This window comes from Streptomyces violens (assembly GCF_000717745.1).
Classification (GTDB): Bacteria; Actinomycetota; Actinomycetes; order Streptomycetales; family Streptomycetaceae; genus Streptomyces; species Streptomyces violens.
The window spans coordinates 14003-32686 of sequence record NZ_JOBH01000028.1; the positions used below are offsets into that span (position 1 = coordinate 14003).

14 protein-coding genes are annotated in these 18684 nt (G+C 69.8%); 8 read left to right on the plus strand and 6 right to left on the minus strand.

The features are described from left to right. Nucleotides 1–120: 120 nt before the first annotated feature. Both IF04_RS0134270 and IF04_RS0134275 read right to left on the minus strand, forming a co-directional pair. On the minus strand, nucleotides 121–3300 hold the full coding sequence (locus IF04_RS0134270) for an AAA family ATPase (RefSeq protein ID WP_030267231.1): 3180 nt from the start codon (nucleotides 3298–3300) through the stop codon (nucleotides 121–123). Then, complete coding sequence (locus IF04_RS0134275; protein ID WP_030267233.1) at nucleotides 3297–4619, minus strand: metallophosphoesterase family protein; 1323 nt, start codon at nucleotides 4617–4619, stop codon at nucleotides 3297–3299. Before IF04_RS0134275 ends, IF04_RS0134270 begins: the two co-directional genes overlap by 4 nt. A 97-nt stretch (nucleotides 4620–4716) precedes the next feature. Between IF04_RS0134275 and IF04_RS0134280 the strand changes: the two genes are divergently transcribed. Genes IF04_RS0134280 through IF04_RS0134295 form a run of 4 tightly spaced genes read left to right on the plus strand, consistent with a single transcriptional unit; the run spans nucleotide 4717 to nucleotide 9584 of the window. Beyond that, a complete protein-coding gene (locus IF04_RS0134280) occupies nucleotides 4717–5559 on the plus strand; it encodes a hypothetical protein (protein WP_030267236.1) in 843 nt (280 codons plus the stop codon). 35 nt (nucleotides 5560–5594) lie between these two features. Continuing rightward, complete coding sequence (locus tag IF04_RS0134285) at nucleotides 5595–6752, plus strand: hypothetical protein (protein ID WP_030267239.1); 1158 nt, start codon at nucleotides 5595–5597, stop codon at nucleotides 6750–6752. Further along, the gene (locus IF04_RS39425) at nucleotides 6749–8257 is read left to right on the plus strand and encodes a hypothetical protein (protein WP_030267243.1); all 1509 of its coding nucleotides are present in this window, start codon (nucleotides 6749–6751) and stop codon (nucleotides 8255–8257) included. Before IF04_RS0134285 ends, IF04_RS39425 begins: the two co-directional genes overlap by 4 nt. Further along, entirely contained in the window at nucleotides 8247–9584 is a 1338-nt protein-coding gene (locus tag IF04_RS0134295) for an AAA domain-containing protein (RefSeq protein WP_030267245.1), read from the plus strand. Before IF04_RS39425 ends, IF04_RS0134295 begins: the two co-directional genes overlap by 11 nt. Nucleotides 9585–9653: 69 nt before the next feature. On the opposite strand, the gene IF04_RS40195 is transcribed toward IF04_RS0134295, so the two are convergent. Then, nucleotides 9654–9785 carry a hypothetical protein gene (locus IF04_RS40195; protein WP_281179745.1) on the minus strand — a complete coding sequence of 44 codons (132 nt, stop codon included), beginning with the start codon at nucleotides 9783–9785 and terminating at the stop codon, nucleotides 9654–9656. A 1421-nt stretch (nucleotides 9786–11206) separates the two neighbouring features. Beyond that, entirely contained in the window at nucleotides 11207–12061 is an 855-nt protein-coding gene (locus IF04_RS37950; protein WP_078601172.1) for a DUF6083 domain-containing protein, read from the minus strand. Between the two features lie 428 nt (nucleotides 12062–12489). Between IF04_RS37950 and IF04_RS0134305 the strand changes: the two genes are divergently transcribed. The 4 genes from IF04_RS0134305 to IF04_RS0134315 all read left to right on the plus strand — a co-directional run bounded on the left by IF04_RS0134305 (nucleotide 12490) and on the right by IF04_RS0134315 (nucleotide 15068). Further along, nucleotides 12490–13512 carry a hypothetical protein gene (locus IF04_RS0134305; protein WP_030267250.1) on the plus strand — a complete coding sequence of 341 codons (1023 nt, stop codon included), beginning with the start codon at nucleotides 12490–12492 and terminating at the stop codon, nucleotides 13510–13512. A 312-nt stretch (nucleotides 13513–13824) separates the two neighbouring features. Further along, on the plus strand, nucleotides 13825–13983 hold the full coding sequence (sepF, locus tag IF04_RS40470; protein ID WP_425428490.1) for a cell division protein SepF: 159 nt from the start codon (nucleotides 13825–13827) through the stop codon (nucleotides 13981–13983). Between the two features lie 73 nt (nucleotides 13984–14056). Continuing rightward, nucleotides 14057–14194: a hypothetical protein gene (locus IF04_RS38950; RefSeq protein WP_157847751.1), complete on the plus strand. Its 138-nt coding sequence runs from the start codon at nucleotides 14057–14059 to the stop codon at nucleotides 14192–14194. Nucleotides 14195–14888: 694 nt separating this feature from the next. After that, nucleotides 14889–15068 (plus strand): hypothetical protein, encoded by a 180-nt coding sequence (locus tag IF04_RS0134315; RefSeq protein ID WP_157847752.1) that lies wholly within the window; start codon nucleotides 14889–14891, stop codon nucleotides 15066–15068. Nucleotides 15069–15274: 206 nt separating this feature from the next. On the opposite strand, the gene IF04_RS0134320 is transcribed toward IF04_RS0134315, so the two are convergent. Then, nucleotides 15275–16492 carry a hypothetical protein gene (locus tag IF04_RS0134320; protein WP_030267257.1) on the minus strand — a complete coding sequence of 406 codons (1218 nt, stop codon included), beginning with the start codon at nucleotides 16490–16492 and terminating at the stop codon, nucleotides 15275–15277. A gap of 238 nt (nucleotides 16493–16730) precedes the next feature. Beyond that, entirely contained in the window at nucleotides 16731–18452 is a 1722-nt protein-coding gene (locus IF04_RS0134325) for a hypothetical protein (RefSeq protein WP_157847753.1), read from the minus strand. Nucleotides 18453–18684: the final 232 nt, after the last annotated feature.

Here is an 18684-nt window from a genome sequence, read left to right on the forward strand (position 1 = left end):
CCAGTTTCCTTCCCGCCCCATGAACTGCCGTCACGCGATCAAGATGAGGGTGGCCCCTCAGGAGGCCTGCGGACCAGGGGGCCTTGCGCCGTTCCCACACCACCCACCCCACTGGCACCGCTACTGCGCCAGGGTCTGCAGGCCGTTGGCCAGATCCGCCTGCACCAGATCGTCGCGCTCGGCCGGAGTCAGCCAGCGGGCACTGGACCCGGCGGTGGTCCGTTCCACCCACAGCACCTCGTCGACGGCCTCGGCGACGGCGTGCAGATGGCTGATCACCATGACGAGGCGGTCGCTGCCGGCCCGCGCGCGCAGCACCTCCAGAGCCGCGTCCAGCGCGGCCGCATCGAGTGCTGCGAATCCTTCGTCGAGGAACAGGGAGCCCAGGCTCGATCCACTGCGGGAGTGCAGTTCGGCCAGGGCCAGCGCCAGAGCGAGCGAGGCCTGGAACTTTTCCCCGCCGGACAGCCGGTTCGGGGGGTGGACGACCCCTGAGGTTCGGCTGATGATCTCGAAGCTGTCGGCGAAGCCAAATCGTCCGTCGGACATCTGGCCGAGCAGCTCACTGGCGACGTCGCGCAGCGCGCGGGTGCGCAGCACCGTGAGGTGGCCCAGAAATTTGGCGTCGACCAGTTCGCGGCGCAGCACGTCCAGCGCCTCGGAGCGGGCGCGGCCGGCGGTGATGGCGAAGTCCAGGTCGGCGGCCGGCTTGATCATGTCCTGTGCGCTGTGTTGCTTCTGACGCTGTTCCTTGGCCTCCGATTCCGCCTGCGCCGCGGCCTTGACGAGGGGGTGCAGGGCGTCTGCGGCCGCCAGGGCGGCGGCGGGGTCGAACCCTTCGACGTCGAGGAGCTGGGCCGTCTGGTCACGCAACCTCTCCGTCGCAGCCACTGCGCGCTGGGCAGCGGTGTCGACTCGCGCGGCGAGCAGGCTGTGCAACTCCTCGGTGGCCGTGGCCAGTTCGGCGGCGAACTGGCGGAGAGCAGCAATATCCGACGCGGCAGGGGTTTGGGGCGCGGGGCGCGCGGTGGCAGCCTCGAGATGTGTGACCGCGTCGGTGACGGCTTGTGCCCAGGCATCCAGATGGCCGCGCAGTTCGCTCAGCGGGCGCTCCACACGGGTGCGGGCTTCCTCGTCGAGGCCGCGCTGCTGGCCGAGCACGGCAGACTGTTTCTGCCGTGCCGTTTCCCGCTGGTCGAGCAGGTCCTGGAGTGCGGCCTGCCGGGCGGCCACGGCGGCGAGTGCAGCGGATGCCGCGTCCCCGGTCACATCGATCGCATCTTCGGGCAGCGTGGCCCGTACCTGCGGGGGCAGCGCGGCCACGGCGCGGGTGGTCTTGCCCAGGGCGCGGGTGTGTGCGACAAGAGCGGCCTGCTGGTCGACGGTGGCGCGTTGGTGGGAGTTCTTGCGTTCTGCGAGCGTCGCGCGGTCCGTTTCGATCCGGGACCTGCGCCGGTGCACATCGGCCTGTAGCTGCTCGGCATGAGCCTCGGCTGCCTGCTCACATGCAGTGATCGCGTCGGTGACCGGTGCGGCGTCCCGCTCGAGGCAGTCCTCGCCGTGGTCGGCTCCGTGGGCGGTGGTGGTGATGGCGGTCAGTGTCGCCGACGCCGCCTCGTCATCGAAGCCGTAACCGGCGGCCGTGGTCGCGAGGTCGCCGAAGGCTCGCTCCGCTTTGGCCGCAGCTTCGCGCACGGCCTGCTGTGCCTCGCGGTGGTCCGCCTCCCGTTCGCTGATGGCTGTTTCGGCCGCCGTCAGGTTGGTGCGGGCCTGGACAAGCTGGGCGGTGGCGGTCCTCTCAGCGCTGTTCGCCTCGGTGAGTTGGATTCTTGCCTCGGTCAGCTCGGCGGCGTCGGCCCCGGATACCGGCTCGAAGCCGTCCGGGAGTTGCCGGCAGCAGACGGGACAGTCGTCGCCTTCATGCAGCTCGGCGGCGAGCGCGGCGGCCTGGTCACGTTGTTGCAACATGTCCATGCGCACCCGGGCGGCGTCAAGCCTCTCTTCTGCTGCGGCGTGTGCCTCTTCCATGACGCCACAGCCGTCTCGAGCAGCCTGGTACCGGCTCGTCGCGTCAGCCTGCTCACGGACGGCGCTGGCGACGCGACCGACCGATGCGAGGGCCGCGGTCAGCTCGGTGCGGGCGATGGCGGCCTTCTGGCGCACGTCCTTGGCCGCTTGTGTGGCGGCATGCGCCTGCTGTACCAACAGGTCCACCTGCGCGGCGCGTTCAGTCAGCTCCGCGTCGGTACGGGCGATGGTCTCGCCTTCACCGGCGAGCAGTTCTCTCTGCTGGGCAAGCCGGCCGCGTTCGCCTCGGAGTTCTTCGGCGTCCGCCGCGAGGGCTTCAAGAACCACCACGGCTTTGCTGAGGGCGTCTTGACCTTCCCCCTCCGCGTCCGCCCGCTCGATCGCGTCTTTTAGGCTGCGCTCCTGCTCTGCGGCCTGGGCGGCCTCAAGGGTCAGGGCCTCGCCTCGCGCGGTGATGTCGGCGGCGACCGGTTCGAGCGCCTCGAGAGCGGCGCCCGCGTCGGCCACGGCACGCTCGGAGAGCGTGCGCGCGGCAGCCGTGGCACCCTCGGTCGCCGCCTGGGCCGTGGCTGCTTCCTTCCGCAGCTGGGTGATGCGGTCGATGGCCTCTTTCAGGCGTTCGGCGCGGGCTTCAGCCTGCCCAGCGGCCGCACCGGCTTCTTCGGCGGCCTGCTCGGGGTCGTCCGGCATGGACGAGCGCTTGGCCTCAGCGCGCGCCAGCAGGCCGTTGAGGGACTCACGCTGGCGGGCCGCCGTGCGCTGGATGGACTCCAGCGACTCCGCCCCGAACAGTTCGCGCAGCAGTCTGCCGCGTTCTTTGGGGGCCGCGACGAGGAGCTGGTCGAACTTGCCCTGCGGGAGCAGCCCCACGCGCAGGAACGTCTCGTAGCTCATCTGCAGCACCGCTTTGAGGCGGTCGTCGACGTGACCTGCGTTGTCTATCTCCTCGCCGGTGTCGAGGTTCTTCAGGTGGTGACGGCCGGCGTTCGCGTTGGTGACATGCATGGTGCGGTGGACGTGCCAGCGCTGTCCCTCGTGCAGAAACGTGAGGTCGACGCTCATGGCCTTTGCTCCGTCGGCGATGAGCTGCCCCGGACTGCTGGCGTTCCAGGAGCTCTTACGGAACAGGGCATAGGTGATGCCGTCGAGCAGGCTGCTCTTGCCAGCCCCGGTGTCGCCGAGGACGCCGATCAGGCCCCGACCGGTGAAGTCGAGGGTGACTTCGCCGGGGTAGCTGCGGAATCCGTTGAGGGTGAGCGTCAGGGGTTTCATCGCGTCGTCTCCGCTGCGGTGGTGTCGGTGCCGGACAGCAGGCCTGAGCGGTCGAGGCCATCGAGGGGGCGGCTCTCGATGGCCGCGGTCAGCAGGTTCTCCTCGCAGCACGGTGCCGGGTCGTCCAGGTCGGGTTCGGCCTGCAGATGCGCGAGAGCGGTCATGGCGTGATCCAGGGCCAGGCCAGTGGTTCCTCGGCCGGGCAGGTAGTCGCGCAGCAGCTCTTCGATGCCGGGCAGTTCGGTGGGGGCCTCGCGCTGCTCTGGCACGCTCCCGGTGGCCCCGGCACGGCGCTCGTCGATGGCGACGAGCGTCGCCCGCGGCAGCAGCTTGGCGAGGGTGTCCGGCAGGAACGGGTCGGGGACCTCGACGTCCACCACCGCCTTCACCCAGGCGTCGTGGATGCGGCCGGCACGCTGGGCGATTTCTTCCAGGGTGCCCTCCAGGCGGACCAGGCGGCGCCCGGAGGTCAGGGGCACGAGTTCGATGCAGGGCGTGCCGGTCGGGCCGACCTCGGCCAGGACCACGCTCTTGGTGTCGCCGCTCTCGCCGAAGTCCATCTGCAGAGGGCTGCCGGCGTAGTGGGCCGGGTATCCGGCGCGCTGGACACGTTGTGGTTTGTGGATGTGGCCGAGCGCGCCGTAGGCGACGGCGGGCAGGTCGGCGGCGGCCGTCGCGTAGTCGTCGGCGATGGAGAGCTTGCGTTCCGAATAAGAGGGGATGGCTCCCTCGACGAACAGGTGGGCGGCGAAGACCAGAACGTCGCGGGCGCCGCGTCCTGCGGCGAGGCGGCGGTAGACGTCGGTCTGGACGGTACGCAACCGTTCGGCGTAGGCCGCGGTCGTCAGCGCGGGGTCGGTGAAGTCGTAGGCGAACCGGTTGGGGTGCAGGTAGGGCAGTGCGCCGATGCGCAGTGTCAGCTCCCCGTCCCGGGTCGGATAGTCGGCGACCAGGAGGCCCTCGGGGCGGGCGTCGGTGGCGAAGCGGACCCGGGCTTGTTCGCCTGTGTCGATGTCCGTGCCGTTCAGGATGAATTCCAGGAAGGCCAGGACGTTGCGGGTGTCGTGGTTGCCGGCGACAACGACCACAGGGGCGATCTCGCCGAGGCGGCGCAGCGCCTGCGCGGCGCGGCGCAGGTCGTCCAGGCCGGGTCGAGAGGCGTCGAACAGGTCGCCGCTGTGCACGATCAGGTCGGGGGCGAAGTCGTCGGCGATGTCGATGATTTCGTCCAGGACGGCGTCTACTTCGGTGTCGCGTCGGTGGCGGCCGAGCTGGCGGCCCAGGTGCCAGTCGGAGGTGTGGAAGATGCGTCCTGTCACGGGTGCCTCCAGGAGGGCCGGGGTTCGATGGCGCCGACTGTACACGCATTCGCAGGAAGAAGTCTGGAAACTCTGGAAGTCTGGTAACGTCTAAGTCATGAGTGATCCTCTGGACGCCCTGGAGCACAGCATCAGCACCCTGCGCCGCGCGATCCGCGACGCCTCCGCCGCAGGCGACAGCGAGCGCGCCGGCGAGCTGCGGGCGCAGCTACGCCGCGCCGAGCGCGCCTGGGACGCCCTGATCGACACCGGCGAGCCGGCCCCCGCGCCGCCGCCCCGCACCGTGCCGGACACACCGCCGGCCGCCTTCGGCTCACAGCTTCCGGCACGCGAGCACGTTCACCGTGCGCTGATGCTGCTCGGTACTCCGGCCGCTCCCAAGCTGATCGTGGGGGTGCATGAGGCGTTCTTCCCCGGCGAGCTGTCCGCGTCCAAGCTGTCCAGCCTGCGCCGGGACGAGGCGCGGTCCTATCAGTCCAGCCCTGGGGCCCGGCCCTACTACCTCTGCTCGGCACTGGCCCACGACCTGCTGACTCCGGTGCGGGCGCTACTCACCATCAGCACCTGGCCGCTGGAACAGCGCATCATCGGCCCGTTGTCCCCTCGCGTCGACTTCCTCACCGGAGCCATCCGCATCGCGGAGGCTGTCCACGCCGCCGAGACGTCGGCTGGAGGCGAGCCCAGTGCTGCGGCCCTGCGCCTGCTGTGGCGTTTTGCCGCGAACATTCCCGAGGCGATGCCCTCGCGTACCCCGGAGCGGGAGAGTGTGCTGGATACGCAGCAGGTGATCGACGCTGCCCGGGCCGAGCTGGCCGTACACCTCGATGCCGACCATGCAGTCCGCTCCGAAGCCTCACGACGGGCCCGCGCGTTGGACGAAGCCCAACAACTGTTCGGTGCACCCCCGCAGAACGTAACGCCTCTGCGGGCCCGGGCCTGACCCCCGTCCCCTCCCCCGCAAGGATCTCCACCACCGTGAAACCACCCGTCGACGGCCGCTTGGACGCACTGCGTGGATCTTCGCCGCGGCTGTCCTACAACGCCCGGTCGCTGGCCGCTCTGGAGAACAACCCGCGCTGCACGCTGCGGGCCCTGCTGGACGCCTCCGGATCCGACAAGGCCGCAATCGCCGCGCACATCGGCTACCCGTCTCCCTTCGGCCAGTCCTCCTTCGCCTTCGCCCGCGGCAACGCCTTCGAGGCAATGGTGAAGGACAACGGATGCGCCGAACTCCTGCGCGTTCTGCGCGAGACCCTCAAGCTGACGCTTCCCGAGGTGGCCTACCTGGACCTGAACGAGGTCGGCGGCGCCGGCGACAACGACGCCCGCCACCGTCGCACCACCGAAGTCCTGCTGGAGGCGGCCCGGGGAAACGGCGAGGGCACCCTGTTCGACCACCCGCTGCTGCACCTACAGGTCGGCGGCGAGGGCGCATTCCTGGAACCGGACCTGGTCGCCTTCCGCATCGACGGCCGCTTCTACATTGTTGAGATCAAGAGCTTCCCGATCATCGACGGGCAGGCCGACCCGGCCCAGGTGCGGGCAGCCACGACCCAGGCATCTGCCTACATCATCGCGTTGCGCGCCCTCCTCGCGCATCACGGGATGGACACGGGGGCCGTGTCCGACACCATCGTGTTGGTCGCGCCGAAGGACTTCACCAACCGGCCGACCGCGGCGTTCGTGGACGCCCGCAAGCAGGTTGCTGCCCTGACCCGCCAGTTGTCCCGTATCGAGCGCGTCAGCGACCTCGTGGACCTGCTACCCGAAGACCTGACCTTCGACCTCGACCTCGACCTCACCCTCCCTAAGAAGGAACAACGGCCCCGCCGCCCGGCCGAAGAACTGGCCGCGGCGGTGGCACGGGTGCCCGCGACGTACCGCCCGGACTGCCTGAACCACTGCGAGATGGCCTTTCACTGCCGCGCCCATGCCCGGGCGGAGGCCTCGCTGGACGTGCTCGGCCCGGCGGTGCGCGAGCAGCTCGGCGGTATCGATACCGCCACCATGGCCCTGGGGCTGGCCCGTGGCCAGCTGACACCGACAGGGGATCAGAGCGACATGGCCGCCGCACTGCGGCACGCTGCCCGGCTGCGCGACGAGTTGACCGAAGCCTACGGAGGTGCCGCATGAGCATGCTGTCCGCGCTGGCACATGTGGAGGCGATGCAGAACATGACAGCGGTCCGCCTGACCGCGTTCCGCCACCACCGCCTGTCGGACCGTCCCCTGGTCATCATTCCGCTGACGATGGCCGGAGAAGCCGGAGCTCCACTGGCGGTCATGGCCGGCACCGCTAGGAGGGACATGACCCTGCTGGTCGTGCCCCAGCCCCGCAACCGGGACCAGCGTTTCGCGTTCGCGGCGGATCTGGGCCGGGTCGTGATGGACTACATCGACTCCTACCGGCAGGACCGCCGCGGGGAAGGCGAACGCTCGCAGTACACCGACGTGCCGCAGATCATCGTCCCCAACCAGGGAGGCGTCAACGCGCTGGCCGACCTCGGGCGCATGTGCCGCTTCCGCTCGACGACCGGGCCCTATGCCGTTCCGGAGGTCGTTCCCGAGTTCGGCATGTGGTTGACCTTCCTGGTCGACACGGCTGAGATGGCCGGCACCTCCATGTTGCTGCCCCTCACCGCGCTGCTCACCGAGCACTGGGCCACCGGCCAAAGCACGCTGGAGGACCAGAACTTGGCCTCGCTCATGGCCTGGATCGCTCCCCCGCGCGGTGTGAGCATCGCTCAGGCGCTGGAAGAGGCGGAGAACCCGGACGTGTGCCCGCCGGCAGGACCGTCGACGTCCCCGGAGTTCGACAATCGTGACCTGGCGCCGGCGATCAAGCGGTTCGACACCGCCCATGCGCTCGGTGACCCGCACACACTGGCCGCGGCCCAGACCGAGCTGACGGAACTGATCGCCGGGCAAGTCAAGCCCACCTGGCGCCTGATGTGGGCGGCCATCTCGATACTGCGTTCTATCCCCAAAGCACCGCAGACCGCGCGGCGCCTCGACCGAGACTGCCGACTCTTCACCAACCACTCCGACTACCGGGACGCCGGGGGCCTCCCCCAGCGCAAGCGTGACACCGCTATCAGTGCCGCACGGCGCCTGAGTCAACTCGAGCGGGCACTGGCCGACTTCGAGGCCGCCATGGCCTTTGACGACCCGTTCGTCCTGGCCGACCGGCGCAGCGGCGGAGAGGCGTTCACCGGAACGGTCGTGGAGAGCCAGCCCAACCGGACGGCGATCACGGCCAAGAACACGACAGTGCCACGTCCGCGGGTCACCGTCCGCACCAGCGATCCCCTGCGCCTGGCCGCCGGCACCAAATTGATCAGCCCGACCATGCCGAAGGGCCACAAGGCCGTCATCGTCTCCGTCCTGCCCGACGGCGACACGACCCTCGTCACAGTGGAGGTCACCGCCGGCATGGGACGCGGCCGCACCCCCAAGGCGGGCTCCGTACCGGACCTGGACAAGGACATCGACTACCTTCCCGATCCAGGGTGGCGTCCGAACCCGACCTTCCCGGACTCCGACCACACCCCGTGGACACACAGTGCCGACCCCGACGGGCCGGACGACTCAGCCGTACCCGAGAACGCCGCCGCCGAGGAGTGGGGCCATGACAACTGACAACGACACCCCCGGCGCCGCCGCGAACGCTGCCACCGCAGCGATCCTGTCCGACCTCGCCGACACCCGCCACAGAGCCGTCGTCGTCGACTCCCCTCCCGGCGCCGGCAAGAGCACCCTCGTGGTCCGCGCCGCCCAGGAGCTCACCGCAGGCGGCGAACGCCCGATCATCGTCGCCCAGACCAACAACCAGGTCGACGACCTGATCGAACGCCTCGCCAACACCCACCCCGACATCCCCCTCGGCCGCCTGAGCTCCGGCGACTACAGCCCACCACCGGCCCTGAGCACACTGGCGAACACCACCATCGGACGCACCCTGGCAGACCTGACCGGCTGCCAGATCATCGTCGGCACCGCCGCCAAGTGGGCCACCGTCCCCGACACCACGTTCGGCTGGGCAATCCTGGACGAGGCCTACCAGATGCGCTCGGACATGCTGCTGCAGATCGTCGAGCGCTTCGACCGCGGCCTATTCGTCGGCGACCCCGGCCAGCTGGACCCGTTCACGATCGTCGGCACCGAACGCTGGATCGGACTGCCGCACGACCCGACACAAAACGGCGTCAGCGTCATGCTGGAACACAATCCCCACATCCCCGTGCACCGGCTGCCGGTGTCCTGGCGCCTGCCGGCCTCCGCCGCCCCCACCATCTCTCAGGCCTTCTACCCCTTCACCGACTTCACCGCCGGAACCGGTACAGGCACCCGGTCACTGGATTTCAGCACCACAAGATTCGGCAGCACACGCCTCGACGAAACCCTCGCCAAGGCATTCAGCACCGGTTGGGCCCTGCACGAACTGCCCCGCCGCCACGTCCCGCGCACCGACACCGAAACGGTCCAGACCGCCGCGGACCTCGCCGAACGGCTGCTGACCCGAGGTGCGGTCGCCACCTGCGAACACAACCCCGACGGCCACGCCCTGTCCGCAGCAGACATCGCCATCGGTGTTGCCCACCGCGACCAGGCCGACCTGGTCCGCGCCGCCCTCGCCCGCACCGGTCACCCCAGCGCGCCGGGCGTGGCGGTCGACACCGCGAACCGGCTGCAGGGCCGCGAGTTCGAAGTCGTCATCGTCGTCCACCCGTTGTCCGGCCGCCGCGACGCCACCGCATTCCACCTCGAGGCCGGAAGACTGTGCGTGCTGGCCTCCCGCCACCGGCAGGCCTGCATCGTCGTCGCCCGTGAAGGTATCGCCGACCTCCTCGACACCCATCCCTCGACCGACCCCGTACACCTGTCCGTGCCGGCCAAATTCCCCGACGGATGGGAAGCCAACCACGTCATGCTGGCGAAACTCGCCCAGCACCGCGTCGCCGCCTAGACGAACACGGAGGGGAAAGCCGGGCCCGCAGGCGCTGGCTCCGGCCACCAGGCAGGGCCAGCCCCTTGGTCAGCCAGCGGTCCGCCTGGCCCGACGCCGTTCGGCGAGGCCCGGGGTGGCGATCTCCTTGACCCGCTGCTCGCCCCAGCCGGTGAGATGGGCGGCACGGCCGATCCTGCCGTGCACGGGACGACCGGGCACCGGTGGTGCCTACGACATCGAGCGGATGGCCGCCGCGGTCGAGCCGGCCATCGAAGCCCTCACGGCACAGAGCGCCCTTTACGACACCAACCGTCTAGCAACGGCTGTTCTCCCGACTCTCGAAGTCTTCGCCGCAGACCCGGACGTCCGCAACGCCCCCCGTCGCGCTGTCCGCAGGCGTCCAGGCGCTCGCGAATGCCCTCGCCCTCATGTTCCAGTCGGCCAGCCGGGAAGCACACCGCAACGGCACTACCCCACCCGGCCTCGTCATCACCACCAACACCCTGTCCCACGGCGTCGACCTCTCCCCGCGCGCTCCCGGCCACGACGATGACTGGGGCCACGACCCCGACTTCGGCGACTACTACGGCATCGACGGCATAGCGCTCACGACAGACGGCCCATCACAGTGGCTTCCTACTCGCAGAGTTGTTCACACTCGGCCGAGGGACGTGGCAGATCAACTTGTCAGCCAAACCTGCTTCAGCCTCGTCTTCGGCAATGCCGACATACGGTTCGATGTCGTAGGTGCCCGCGAGGGACGTCGTCCCTCTGCATACCTGAAGCACACGACACCACGTGAGAGCCCTCCAAACGACGCCGAGGAGACTTGACGGACTCCGTGAACGAAAGGCGCCTCCCCCCTGCGGGCAGCAGTTGCCGGCGGACAAACTGCTGGGCTTGCCGAAGCACCACGCCGGCCGCAAGGCTTCATACGTGGTGGTTGGAGAAGGACGCCGGTTCTTCTAGCGGGCTTCCCGGGGTGAGCTCACAAGCGGCGACGCCTCCTGAGGCTGAGACAGCCGAACTCACCCTGCCTCCCCACCAACTGTGCTGCGCAGAACACATGCTGTCTGAGCACCTCGAGGAAGTGCTGAAGACACTGGTCTCATCGAGGCAGTGGGCTGGCCGCCTCCGGCGAGGCTCTCCTGGTCGCCCACAAACAACGGCCGCCCGGATCCCCATCGCCGCCTCCTCTGGCAGCCTCGGAACGCTGCTGGCAGCGGCTGAACTAATCACCAACTCGCCCCTGTTGGATTTGGGGATCGTTCTTCCTTCGCTGTCCCCAGCCGCAGCGCATGCGCATCGTGTGAACCTGCTCACAGAGGACGAGTGCCTCCGCCTCTTGCCGCTTCGGCCGTCCGGTGAGTGGGTGGGTTGAGTGGTGGAGGCAGGGCGAGTACCGCTTGGCCGCAGTGCATGCTGGGCTGCGCGAGTGGCGTTCCGCGTGGTGATTGACCAAGGCCAGTTACCAGGTCGAGCGGTTGGCCTTCCAGGCAGGCCAGCGGCTCCTGCATGTCGTGGTGTGCGAGACAGCTGTGTTTGCGGGCCGCTTCTGATCAGAAGCAGGCTTTCGCTCCTTTGTGCCGACGCTTGCCCAGCTTTAGCAGCTCGGTGGTGCAGTGGCCGGCTCCATGTCGTCAGTGGGTGCGGTGCCGGGCAACGTTCGGCAGCCGGTTGTGAATGTGAGCGTGGTGGAGGAGCGGGTCGAAGATCTCCCAGCCGGGCAGGGCGACGTCGGCGGCACCGAGGGCGACCACATGAGCGGGACAGCGCTGGCTGCGCCAGCGCAGCTGCTCGGCGTAGGGCAGGTGGCTGAGGTTGTAGACAGCCATCAGCTGTTGAGGAAGAGCGAGCTGGCCACGTACGGGGCCAGTGGGCACCAGGACCCAGATGCCGGGCAGGGCGCCGAGGACGGAGTGGGGACAACGGTGACGGTGGCGGGTCTGGGCCACGCAACGCAGCTTTTCCAGGGGCTGGGGAGCGAGGTAGCGGGTGTAGAGGATCTGCACGACCGGGCGGGCCGGCCGGCAGGGTTGTAGGGGCTGTTGGGAGCGGGGGGATGCGGGAGGTGGCGGGGTGAAGGTGCCGGCATCCAGGCGACGGCGGGTGCGAATGGCGAGCTGGCGACGTGCCGCTTGCAAGGCGGCGCTCAACACAGCGGGGGCGGGGTGGTGGGGGCACAGGAGGCGGTGCGGGATGCGGCACCAGGCGCTGCCGTCGTCGCCCACGTAGGCGGTGCCGCAGCTCAGGTGCCAGCGGGAGGAGGCGGGGACGAGCGCGACGGGGACTTCGGCAGGGTGCAGGGCAATCGGCTCCTCGGTGCTGGTGTGGAACCATTCCAGGCCATGACTGCAGTGCTGGCAGTTGCCGCCCTGGCCGGCGCGCAGCAGGCGGCTGGGGCTGTCGGCAGCGACGCGCAGGGGTCGGCGGGGGTGGAGGTGGCGGGGGCTGCCGTCCCAGTGACGGTTCCCGGTCGCGCGGGTGGAGTGCATGGCGGTGACCGTGCCAGCCACCGCGCCGGGAGGACGGAGTGGCGCCCGAGCGGTTCGCACGGGCGGCTCAATGCGCCGGGATATTCGAGCGAAGGCCGATCGCATACTCGATATCGAGTCGCTGGTTGGTGTGATGCTCACGCGGCGTGGACGCGGGGCGGCTGACGCTCCGACGGAGACAGCGAGGCGGGCAGGCAGACGGCAAGAGGGGCGGAGGCCTGGGCCTCGGGCGGGGAGTGCCTTCTCATGACGGGTCCGGTGACGCGATCGGCGTTGGCTGGGAGGCGGAACAGGCCACTGCGCGCGGGGCTTTCTTCTCTGCGAGGGGGCATGGGTCTGCACTACGGTGCGGCCGACCTCCGCCCCCGGCCGACTCGGGGCGGGGCGTGATCAACCGGTGCGAATCGAGCAGGAGGACAGCGGGCCCAATGAGGCTCTCCCCCACCCATGCCGCGGTGCGGCGCGTCTGGACCGTGGAACTCAGCCCCCAGCCGGGCGGGCCGGTGCTGGCCTGCTCCCGGTGCCCGCGCCGCCCGTACCCGGTGGCGGCCGGATCGGCGCGGACGGCCGCCCTGGCCCATCTGGCCCGGCACGTCCGCGAGGACGCCGTGCCCGAGCACGTGCGCACCTGCGAGTGCCAGGCCCGTGGCTGCCCCTGGCACCCCCGCCACCGCGGCTGCAGCGGGTCCGTTCTGCTAGTTTTGGCTCGTGACCGCGGCGGGCGGCGGTGGCGGCTGGCCGATGCCTGCGCCGCCTGCGCGGCCGCCACCGACCAGGCCGCCGTCGTCCCCGCCACCTTGCTCACCGCGCCCCCGGCGTGCTGCAGCCGCAGCCGGATGTCTCGCGCACCTGGCCCTGGGGAACGGGCCCGGGTGCGGGAGATGCTCACCTACCTCGCTGCCGCGCTTCCCCGCTTCTCCTCCGCCGCCGCCCGCCTGCTCGCCCTGCAGTGCGCGCTGCGTGCCGACTGCGGTGGCCGGGTGCGTCTGCCCGGCGGCCTGCTGCGCGGCATGCGCCTGGCCGGGTATGCGGCTCCCTGGCACGAACTGGTGCACGCCGGCTGGCTGCGCTGCTCCTTCTCCGGCGTCCAGGGGGCACACGGCGGCGTGGCGGCGCAGCTGCTGGACGTCGGCGTCCTTGCCCAGTCCCCCGCCCGCGGCGACCGGGCCCAGGCCGCCCACTGGGCACTGCACCCGGCCCCGCTAGGCGCCACGCGGGAGGCGCCGCCCGCACTGCAGCTCACCGCGCTGGTGCTGGCCACGCACACCGCGGGACAGTCAGGCAGCGCCGAGGCGGACCTGCTCACCCGCCTGTGCGGGCTCTCCCTCGCGCAGGTCGAGGACCTCCTCGACCGCCTCCTGCACGCGACCGTGTTGGCGGGCTGGCATCGCGCAGCAGAGGCCGGCGAACTGCGCTGGCAACTCCCCGGGAACGGGCTGGAGACCGAGTGACGGTCTCCAGCCCGGGCGCGAGGACACGTTGTGGGCCGGCAGGCGAAGGAGCCGGGCACCCGTCACGTCGCGCACACCTCGCGTCTCTCGCCACATATGCGGCATCGCAACACCGGCCCAAATCGTCCGCATGGCTTCCATCACACCTGAACGCCATGCGGTGGAGAAGAACGAGCCGGTGATCATGCCCAAGGTTGCACCCGAACGGGCCGACCAGACCCCGTGCTTCCGTCTGGCCGAGCCGCAAGGAAGCCCCGTACCGTCAGGAAACACTTCCGCCAAGGCGCTCCGGCGATCTTGAATCTGACGGAGATGGACGACACTGATGTAAGGCAACATGTCGACTTTGCCGCGGGGTTGGTCTTCGCCCTTCGCGGGGGCACTGAGCGGGTGACGCAGAAGGTGTTCCTGTTGTCTGCTGCTAACGTCGAATCACGGAGAACGACGGCTCTTCCCTTGCCGGGAGCGTGAGTTCGCTGGGGATCCCACTGCCACTGCATGGGGTTCTCAGGGGGCTCATGAAACCCCGGAGAGGAGAGAGACGATGCCCGGCCCCGACCAGCACGACAGCAGTCCGGTCGACCGGGAACCCCGTAGCAGGCTCGGTCCGGTCGGTCAGTTTCTGGCGCTGGTGACAGCGCTGGTGATCGACCTGACGATCAGGCACCTGTTCGGCGCCTGAGAACAAGCACGGCCCCGGCGGTAGGACGCCAGGGCCGTGAGGCCGCGGGGTTTCTCCCGAGCGGGTTGGCCCTGTCTGTCGTTGTCGCGTCGGCAGGGCCTTCCTGTGCACCAGCCTAAGCCCCGACGCCGCGCCGGCCGATACCGCGACGCTGCTCCCGCCTCCCCCATGCGCCCGAATCCCGTGGGTGCCCCCCCCGCCGCACAGTGCAGGGACGACCGTGACCAGCCTTTTGACGCAGCCGGCGTTGCCCCGTGACTGTGAGCGGGATCTCCGTCCCCGTTTGGCGACCTGTCTGGCTCGGAGGCCTCCGAGCGCAGACTGATGCGGCCCACGGCGGTCTCGCCCGGTGCCCCGAACCGAACTCTCAGACCCGACATGCTCGGTCGCTCGCTCCCACGCCCGCCGCACTGCGGGATGAGCGGCTCTCCCGCCGTCCTCAGCGCCGTGCGGGAGAACGGCCCGCAGGCATCATCGCCATGGAGCGGATGCACCCCGACGTGCCTATGCCTGCCACCCGGCGCCGAGCTCTTCGTGCTCACCCGGTCTGAACTGCGGTTCAGCCACCTGGAGGGCCAACGTGGGATGGTCACTTAGGGGGGAAAGAAAAAACGGGAGGTTCGGCGTGTCCGGCTGGGGAGCCCAGGTGAGCGGTATCCCGCTGAGGGGGTCGCCCCCGGCGTACACACGCCAAGTGCACACCTCTGAGGAAACCTCCGCCCAAGCTGGAGAGAAGCCGTGGTTCCCGGCGACCACGGACATCGCGGTGCTGAGCGGAGAGGCCAGCATCGAGACGGTCGCGCTGCTGACGTCCCTGATCGGTTACGGTCTTCGATGGGCCACCTTCGCTCAACCAGGCGGCGGGCCGCCGTGACCGCAAACGGCCGGGGGGGACGGGGAGGACGGGGACGGTCTGGCCGGGGTACCCGCCCGCGTCTAGCCGGCGCTATCTGCACTCCACCGGGCAGCGTGCTCTGCCCGCGCCTCCGGCGCTTGGCCAGGAAGATTCTCCGCAGGCCCAGCGGGAGAGACCCACGCGTCCAGTCCAACCCGGGTGTCCGCACGGCTGGTGGCCGGCGCTCACTCGCTCTCTTCGTCGCCCTTCTTAGCCAAGGCCACCAGGACCCCCAGTCCCGCCGCGCCTGCCACGCTCGCTGCGGCGAGCGCTTTGGGCACCGCCTCCGCGGCCGCGGTCTTCAATTGCCGCGGGTCCCGGGCAGCGTCCCACCATCGTGTCGCCTCCAGTGAACGTCGCCCGCACTCGATTCCCAGCGGCCTATGGAAGTCATCGACGGCGCTCCCGACACGGTTGATCGAGCCCACAACAGCCCGGGACGTGGTCGAGTGCAGCAGCACCTTGGAGTTGGCCGTGCCGGCAGCCGCATCCAGGCGGGCCATCAGGTGCTCGGTCTCCCGTGAGATGCGCTCCCGCCGGTCCTGCCGGACAGCATTCAGCGCGAGGCGATGGCCGTCCAGTTCGTCCGGAGACGCGTCCAGCACCCGGTCCAGTCGCAGCACGTCGAGCGCGTCCTGCAGTTCGAAGCAACGAGCCAGCACGGCGAGCAGCTCCCGGGCCTGAGACTCTGCCGCCTCGGCCACCTTGGCGAGATCACCGATAGTGGTCGTGTTCTCCATCCGCTCTGCCAGTGCGCCCAGTCGAAGCAACGCCCACCCCAGGGCATCTGTGATCGTGTGGGTCCTGCCCTGCACCGTCGACCACGTGTGCTCGTCGACCCGCCCCGTCCGCTTTCGAACGATCATGGCGGACTGGATGTCGAGGCCTGTTCCGATCACTCTCGCCAACTCGGCGTCGCTCTGGCGGTGGATCACGTCGTCGATCTTCTCGTCGATCGTGGCGAGGTAGCTCTTGATCTCGTTCATTTCGTGCTGTCGCGCGAGCTGCGCCATGATTCCTGCGGCACCGGCAAGCATCGCCGGGTTGGTCAGCAGCGCTCCGGGCCCCTTCACGAATTCGACGTATCCCCCGATCTGGCCCTTGTTCCCCTTGATCACTCCGGTGCTGAGCCCCGTCTTCGAGCTTTCCCTCAACCCGAACTTTTTGATGGCCCCTGCGGACTCCTCGGTCAGCTTCACCCAGCGACCTGAGTTGGCAGCCATCTCAGAACCTGCCCGTGCGACTGCGGCCCCAGTTCGGAGGGCGGGCCCGAGCCGGGGCGGTCCGAGATCCTCCGACAACGACAGCAGTCTGTTTGAGGCGAGGAAGCCCTCGACATCCCTCGGATTCCCGATGACCGCAAGTCCGTCGCCGTCGCTGATCAGCTGAATCTCGTTATCCATTGCCCGCTCCTGTAGTGACTCCTACGGCGACGGTCTGGCCGGAGTGTCCGCGGCGCGTCCAGCGGTCGCTGCGTCTCACGCTGTTCCCCGGCCCGGCAGAAGGCAGCGGCCTCGCTGCCGGACATTCCCTCGCCCAGGAAGTGTGTGTAGTCGGTCAGAGTTTTCGGCGCCGAGATCTGGAGCGCGGCATTCCGCGGAGGGCCGCTGCTGCCCCGGTCCGGGCAGCAGCCGGCGGCGGTCAGCCGGCGGCGTCGATGTCCGGCTCCCACCAGCCCGGGTCCCAGACATGGACCGGCGGGCTGGTGATGGGGTGGAAACGCAGGCCGCGCGGTCCGCCCGCACCGCCTTCGGGCATGTCGATCAGCCAGCGCAGCACCTCGTCCGAGAGCAGATCGGGGCGGGCCAGGTCGCGCACCAGCGCCTCGGGGCCCTGGTAGTTGTAGGGCTGCGGCAATGTGATCTGGCCGTGGAGGGCGTCGTCGACGATGCGTCGGCAGATCGTCTGCCAGCGGCCCTGGCCCCACCAGCTGTGGGTGTAGTCGGTGGAGCCGCCGATCGTCAGCAGGGCCAGGGTGGTCTCGGGGCCGAGCAGCTCGTCCTCCACGCGCCGCCACTTGGCCAGTTGCGCCACGACGGTGCTACGGACGTGCGGCCAGGAGGTGCCGAACAGGGAGGCGATGGTGCTGCCATCGGGCAGGGCCCATTGCGGATCGGTGAGGGCCTGCTCGATACCGTCCCAGTCGATGCCCTCAACGGGGTTGATGTGCGGCTGGATCGCCCGGGTGACGGCGATGTTGACCCGGGCCATCAGGACGTCGGTAGCCAGGTGGTGTTCTTCCACCGCGGTGTCGTTGCGCCAGCACCAGGCCGCCACCCCCACAGCGGCGGCGTCGGGGACCACATCGGGCTGCACGTCCCAGCCGGCGCGGCCGACCACCCAGTTCAGGTAGGCACTCAACCGCGGGTGCTGAGCGACCTCTTTAAGGACCTCGCCCAGCGGGAGCTGCCGGTAGTCGGCGGCCGGCTGGAACAGCCGGCCCAGGCGGCGGAGGGCGAAGCACTCCTGAGCGTCCTCGGGGGCGGTCTCGGCCGGGCGCACCCGGGTGGCATCCAGCAGGCCCAGTTCCCCCGCCCGCTCCGCAAGGCGAACCTGTGCGGCCTCCGGGGTATCGGCGGTCTGGAGGGAGACCGTCTCTTCCAGCACGGTGAAGGCCTCGGGGAAGTCGCCGGTGACGTCCTCCCACGGCTGCAGCTCCAGCACCTGCTCACCGGGCCGGTACTCCACGTTGACGGCGGCATCGCCGCGCCAGACGGTCTCGAACAACAGCGGGCCGACGGTGGCGTCCCACTCGCTGTCCCAGGCTTCCGGCAGCGCCCAGCCCGCCCACTCCAGTGAGGCGAGCATCTCGTGCAGTTCTGTGGCGTAGATGCTCCACTGGTCATCGCTGGGCGGGGCCGGTGCGGCCGGGGCGGTGTCCCGTGCCGCAGCCGGTGCTTCCTGGCGGGCGGCGAGCCAGGCGTTGCCCTCCCGCTCCTCGCGGCGGCACCGCGCGCACAGGTAGCGGTATTCATCGCCGTAGAAGCCCGAGTACCGGGTCAGGGCGCGTGGCTGCCGGCAGTCGCGGCAGGGGCCGTGCGCGTACTTGGGCCACCAGAAGTACCACCGGCCCTCGTAGTCCTCCGACGCGGGCACCACGCCCCGCTCCACCAGAGCCTGCGCCAACGCCCTCAGGGTCTCTTCATCCCGGGCGAAGGACTTGGCGGCGTGCAAGGCATCGTGCGCGGCGAGCAGTTCCTCGTCGGTGATCCCCTCACCTGCCTCCTTGGCTCGTCGCAGGGCCTGCAGAGCGGCGGCCAGGGGGACAAGCCCGGGGGGCTCCGGCTGCCGGGTGTGGCCTTCGCGTACGAGGAGGGCTCTGGCCTGCTCGATGTCGTCCGGAGAGGGCGAGGGGGCGGTCATGTGTTCATATTAGGGATGCTCGCTGACACCTGAGGGATATATGGGTATGCCCCATGTTTCTTGCTCCCGCCTGGCTCGGCGGCAAGAGCCGTCGGCAGACGAACAGATCGTGGGCCGGCACGCGCAAAGGGCCGTTCGCGAGAAGGCCATCGGCTGTCATTTGCGGGCGACGGCCGAGCGAGCCACCGACGAGAGCATGCTGGTGGCCACGCGGCCGCGCACTGCGCGCTGG

Excerpts from the sequence above, each read along its gene's own strand:
- IF04_RS0134270 (WP_030267231.1), bottom strand. The coding sequence starts at position 3,300 with ATGAAACCCCTGACGCTCACCCTCAACGGATTCCGCAGCTACCCCGGC.
- IF04_RS0134280 (WP_030267236.1), top strand. The coding sequence starts at position 4,717 with ATGAGTGATCCTCTGGACGCCCTGGAGCACAGCATCAGCACCCTGCGC.
- IF04_RS39425 (WP_030267243.1), top strand. The coding sequence starts at position 6,749 with ATGAGCATGCTGTCCGCGCTGGCACATGTGGAGGCGATGCAGAACATG.
- IF04_RS0134295 (WP_030267245.1), top strand. The coding sequence starts at position 8,247 with ATGACAACTGACAACGACACCCCCGGCGCCGCCGCGAACGCTGCCACC.
- IF04_RS37950 (WP_078601172.1), bottom strand. The coding sequence starts at position 12,061 with ATGCACTCCACCCGCGCGACCGGGAACCGTCACTGGGACGGCAGCCCC.
- IF04_RS0134305 (WP_030267250.1), top strand. The coding sequence starts at position 12,490 with ATGAGGCTCTCCCCCACCCATGCCGCGGTGCGGCGCGTCTGGACCGTG.
- sepF (WP_425428490.1), top strand. The coding sequence starts at position 13,825 with ATGGACGACACTGATGTAAGGCAACATGTCGACTTTGCCGCGGGGTTG.
- IF04_RS38950 (WP_157847751.1), top strand. The coding sequence starts at position 14,057 with ATGCCCGGCCCCGACCAGCACGACAGCAGTCCGGTCGACCGGGAACCC.
- IF04_RS0134320 (WP_030267257.1), bottom strand. The coding sequence starts at position 16,492 with ATGGATAACGAGATTCAGCTGATCAGCGACGGCGACGGACTTGCGGTC.
- IF04_RS0134325 (WP_157847753.1), bottom strand. The coding sequence starts at position 18,452 with ATGACCGCCCCCTCGCCCTCTCCGGACGACATCGAGCAGGCCAGAGCC.